Here is a 5,115-nt window from a genome sequence, read left to right as displayed (position 1 = left end):
TTCACAGTGGACGCGAGCATCTATGGACAAGCCCTCGGCCTATTAGTACCGGTCAACTCCACCCATCACTAGGCTTCCATCTCCGGCCTATCAACCCCGTCGTCTACAGGGAGCCTTACCCCATCAAGTGGGTGGGAGCCCTCATCTCGAAGCAGGCTTCCCGCTTAGATGCTTTCAGCGGTTATCCCTCCCGAACGTAGCCAACCAGCCATGCCCTTGGCAGAACAACTGGCACACCAGAGGTTCGTCCGTCCCGGTCCTCTCGTACTAGGGACAGCCCTTCTCAAGACTCCAACGCGCGCAGCGGATAGGGACCGAACTGTCTCACGACGTTCTAAACCCAGCTCGCGTACCGCTTTAATGGGCGAACAGCCCAACCCTTGGGACCAACTCCAGCCCCAGGATGCGACGAGCCGACATCGAGGTGCCAAACCATCCCGTCGATACGGACTCTTGGGGAAGATCAGCCTGTTATCCCCGGGGTACCTTTTATCCGTTGAGCGACGGCGCTCCCACAAGCCACCGCCGGATCACTAGTCCCTGCTTTCGCACCTGCTCGACCTGCCAGTCTCACAGTCAAGCTCCCTTGTGCACTTACACTCACCACCTGATAACCAACCAGGCTGAGGGAACCTTTGGGCGCCTCCGTTACCCTTTAGGAGGCAACCGCCCCAGTTAAACTACCCACCAGACACTGTCCCCGATCCGGATCACGGACCCAGGTTAGACATCCAGCACGATCAGAGTGGTATTTCAACAACGACTCCACCCACACTGGCGTGCGAGCTTCACAGTCTCCCACCTATCCTACACAAACCGAACCGAACACCAATATCAAGCTATAGTAAAGGTCCCGGGGTCTTTCCGTCCTGCTGCGCGAAACGAGCATCTTTACTCGTACTGCAATTTCACCGGGCCTATGGTTGAGACAGCCGAGAAGTCGTTACGCCATTCGTGCAGGTCGGAACTTACCCGACAAGGAATTTCGCTACCTTAGGATGGTTATAGTTACCACCGCCGTTTACTGGCGCTTAAGTTCCCAGCTTCACCACACCAAAGCGCAGCTAACCAGTCCCCTTAACGTTCCAGCACCGGGCAGGCGTCAGTCCGTATACATCGCCTTACAGCTTCGCACGGACCTGTGTTTTTAGTAAACAGTCGCTTCTCGCTAGTCTCTGCGGCCACCCCCAGCTCCAGCAGCAAAGCGCCTTCACCAGAAGCGGCCCCCCTTCTCCCGAAGTTACGGGGGCAATTTGCCGAGTTCCTTAACCATAGTTCACCCGAACGCCTCGGTATACTCTACCTGACTACCTGAGTCGGTTTCGGGTACGGGCCACCATGAAACATCGCTAGAGGCTTTTCTCGACAGCATAGGATCATCCACTTCACCACAATCGGCTCGGCATCAGGCCTCACCCTCAATAAGCGGCGGATTTACCTACCACTCGGGCCACACCCTTACCCCGGGAATAACCACCACCCGGGCTGGACTACCTTCCTGCGTCACCCCATCACTCACCTACTACCCCCTCGGGTCACCGGCTCCACCACTCCCCAACCCGTCAAAGACGAGCCAAGGCGGCTTCACGGGCTTAGCATCAGAAGATTCAGCGTTGGCGCTCCATAGCGGGTACCGGAATATCAACCGGTTATCCATCGACTACGCCTGTCGGCCTCGCCTTAGGCCCCGACTTACCCTGGGCAGATCAACTTGACCCAGGAACCCTTAGTCAATCGGCGCACACGTTTCTCACGCGCGTATCGCTACTCATGCCTGCATTCTCACTCGCGAACCGTCCACAACACGCTTACACGGCTGCTTCACCCGGCACACGACGCTCCCCTACCCACCACACATCAGTGCGGTGACACGACTTCGGCGGTGTACTTGAGCCCCGCTACATTATCGGCGCAGAATCACTCGACCAGTGAGCTATTACGCACTCTTTCAAGGATGGCTGCTTCTAAGCCAACCTCCTGGCTGTCTCTGCGACTCCACATCCTTTCCCACTTAGCACACGCTTAGGGGCCTTAGTCGATGCTCTGGGCTGTTTCCCTCTCGACCATGGAGCTTATCCCCCACAGTCTCACTGCCGCGCTTACAACTTACCGGCATTCGGAGTTTGGCTAAGGTCAGTAACCCGGTAAGGCCCATCACCTATCCAGTGCTCTACCTCCAGCAAGCAACACACGACGCTGCACCTAAATGCATTTCGGGGAGAACCAGCTATCACGGAGTCTGATTGGCCTTTCACCCCTAACCACAGGTCATCCCCCAGATTTTCAACTCTGGTGGGTTCGGGCCTCCACGCGGTCTTACCCACGCTTCACCCTGCCCATGGCTAGATCACCCCGCTTCGGGTCTAGGGCATGCTACTCAAACGCCCTCTTCGGACTCGCTTTCGCTACGGCTCCCCACCACAGGTTAACCTCGCAACACACCGCAAACTCGCAGGCTCATTCTTCAAAAGGCACGCAGTCACGACAGCATGTGCAAACACACACTGCGACGCTCCCACGGCTTGTAGGCACACGGTTTCAGGTACTCTTTCACTCCGCTCCCGCGGTACTTTTCACCATTCCCTCACGGTACTATCCACTATCGGTCACCAGGGAATATTTAGGCTTAACGGGTGGTCCCGCCAGATTCACACAGGATTTCTCGGGCCCTGTGCTACTTGGGAAACACACAAGAGAGCCACCACAATTTCGTCTACGGGGGTCTTACCCTCTACGCCGGGCCTTTCGCATACCCTTCGACTACCATGATGGTTTCTCACTCTCCGACCGTCCGGCAGAACGATCCAGCACGCTCCCACAACCCCGCCTGCGCAACCCCTGCCGGGTATCACACACAAACGGTTTAGCCTCCTCCGGTTTCGCTCACCACTACTCCCGGAATCACGGTTGTTTTCTCTTCCTACGGGTACTGAGATGTTTCACTTCCCCGCGTTCCCTCCACACCGCCTATACATTCAGCGGCAGGTGACAGCCCATAACGACTGCCGGGTTCCCCCATTCGGACACCCCCGGATCACAGCTCGGTTGACAACTCCCCGGGGCCTATCGCGGCCTCCCACGTCCTTCATCGGTTCCTGGTGCCAAGGCATCCACCGTGCGCCCTTAACAACTTGGCCACAGATGCTCGCGTCCACTGTGCAATTCTCAACCAACAACCAGTCCACCACCACAGCCGCATAACGACCACAGTGATCCTGGCAACCCGAAGACCAACCACGCAAACGCGGCCGCGCCCTCAGACACCCAACAGTGTGCCCAACACCCCTGATCAATCACCGACAACGTTCCACACCCACACCAAGTGCAGGCAGTACTAGCCAGCCGAAACCAACCACAAGCGCCGAATAGTCAATGTTCCACCCATGAGCAACCACCCCAAGACACTCGCAAGGGGCTGGCCAAACGCTCCTTAGAAAGGAGGTGATCCAGCCGCACCTTCCGGTACGGCTACCTTGTTACGACTTCGTCCCAATCGCCAGTCCCACCTTCGACGACTCCCTCCCCACAAGGGGGTTAGGCCACCGGCTTCGGGTGTTACCGACTTTCGTGACGTGACGGGCGGTGTGTACAAGGCCCGGGAACGTATTCACCGCAGCAATGCTGATCTGCGATTACTAGCGACTCCGACTTCATGGGGTCGAGTTGCAGACCCCAATCCGAACTGAGACTGGCTTTTTGAGATTCGCTCCACCTCACGGCATCGCAGCTCATTGTACCAGCCATTGTAGCACGTGTGCAGCCCAAGACATAAGGGGCATGATGACTTGACGTCGTCCCCACCTTCCTCCGAGTTGACCCCGGCAGTCTCCCGTGAGTCCCCGTCACCCCCGAAAGGGCACGCTGGCAACACAGGACAAGGGTTGCGCTCGTTGCGGGACTTAACCCAACATCTCACGACACGAGCTGACGACAGCCATGCACCACCTGTACACCGACTCAAAGAGGGCTACTGTCTCCAGCAGTTTCCGGCGTATGTCAAGCCTTGGTAAGGTTCTTCGCGTTGCGTCGAATTAAGCCACATGCTCCGCCGCTTGTGCGGGCCCCCGTCAATTCCTTTGAGTTTTAGCCTTGCGGCCGTACTCCCCAGGCGGGGAACTTAATGCGTTAGCTACGGCACAGACAACGTGGAATGCTGCCCACACCTAGTTCCCACCGTTTACAGCGTGGACTACCAGGGTATCTAATCCTGTTCGCTCCCCACGCTTTCGCTCCTCAGCGTCAGTATCGGCCCAGAGACCCGCCTTCGCCACCGGTGTTCCTCCTGATATCTGCGCATTTCACCGCTACACCAGGAATTCCAGTCTCCCCTACCGAACTCTAGCCTGCCCGTATCGACTGCAGACCCAGGGTTAAGCCCCGAGCTTTCACAACCGACGCGACAAGCCGCCTACGAGCTCTTTACGCCCAATAAATCCGGACAACGCTCGCACCCTACGTATTACCGCGGCTGCTGGCACGTAGTTAGCCGGTGCTTCTTCTGCAAGTACCGTCACCCACCCAAAAAGGCAAGGCTTCTTCCCTGCTGAAAGAGGTTTACAACCCGAAGGCCGTCATCCCTCACGCGGCGTCGCTGCATCAGGCTTCCGCCCATTGTGCAATATTCCCCACTGCTGCCTCCCGTAGGAGTCTGGGCCGTGTCTCAGTCCCAGTGTGGCCGGTCACCCTCTCAGGCCGGCTACCCGTCGTCGCCTTGGTAGGCCACTACCCCACCAACAAGCTGATAGGCCGCGGGCCCATCCTGCACCGCAAAAGCTTTCCACCAACCCCCATGCGGAAGAAGGTCATATCCGGTATTAGACCCAGTTTCCCAGGCTTATCCCAAAGTGCAGGGCAGATTACCCACGTGTTACTCACCCGTTCGCCACTAATCCCCGACCGAAGCCGGATCATCGTTCGACTTGCATGTGTTAAGCACGCCGCCAGCGTTCGTCCTGAGCCAGGATCAAACTCTCCGTGAATGCTTCAAAAAAGCGCCCACAAAGATGCTCGAACATCCTCGCAAACAACTCAAAAATCTGGCATTGACTTTTGGCACACTGTTGAGTTCTCAAGGAACGGACGCTTCCATCAAACCCCCCTCGGGGCCCTCCGGGC

Annotated in this window: 2 rRNA genes; both read right to left on the bottom strand. The window is 57.4% G+C overall.

The annotated features are described in order from the left end of the window. Positions 1–22: 22 nt before the first annotated feature. Positions 23–3,137 (bottom strand): 23S ribosomal RNA (locus EBN88_RS28400). 297 nt (positions 3,138–3,434) lie between these two features. Beyond that, positions 3,435–4,979 (bottom strand): 16S ribosomal RNA (locus tag EBN88_RS28395). Together the 16S and 23S rRNA genes form the textbook arrangement of a ribosomal RNA operon. Between the last annotated feature and the right edge of the window lie 136 nt (positions 4,980–5,115).

It is taken from the genome of Streptomyces triticirhizae, assembly GCF_003696235.1.
In the GTDB taxonomy this organism is placed as follows: domain Bacteria; phylum Actinomycetota; class Actinomycetes; order Streptomycetales; family Streptomycetaceae; genus Streptomyces; species Streptomyces triticirhizae.
This window is presented reverse-complemented; position numbering and strand designations above follow the sequence as displayed.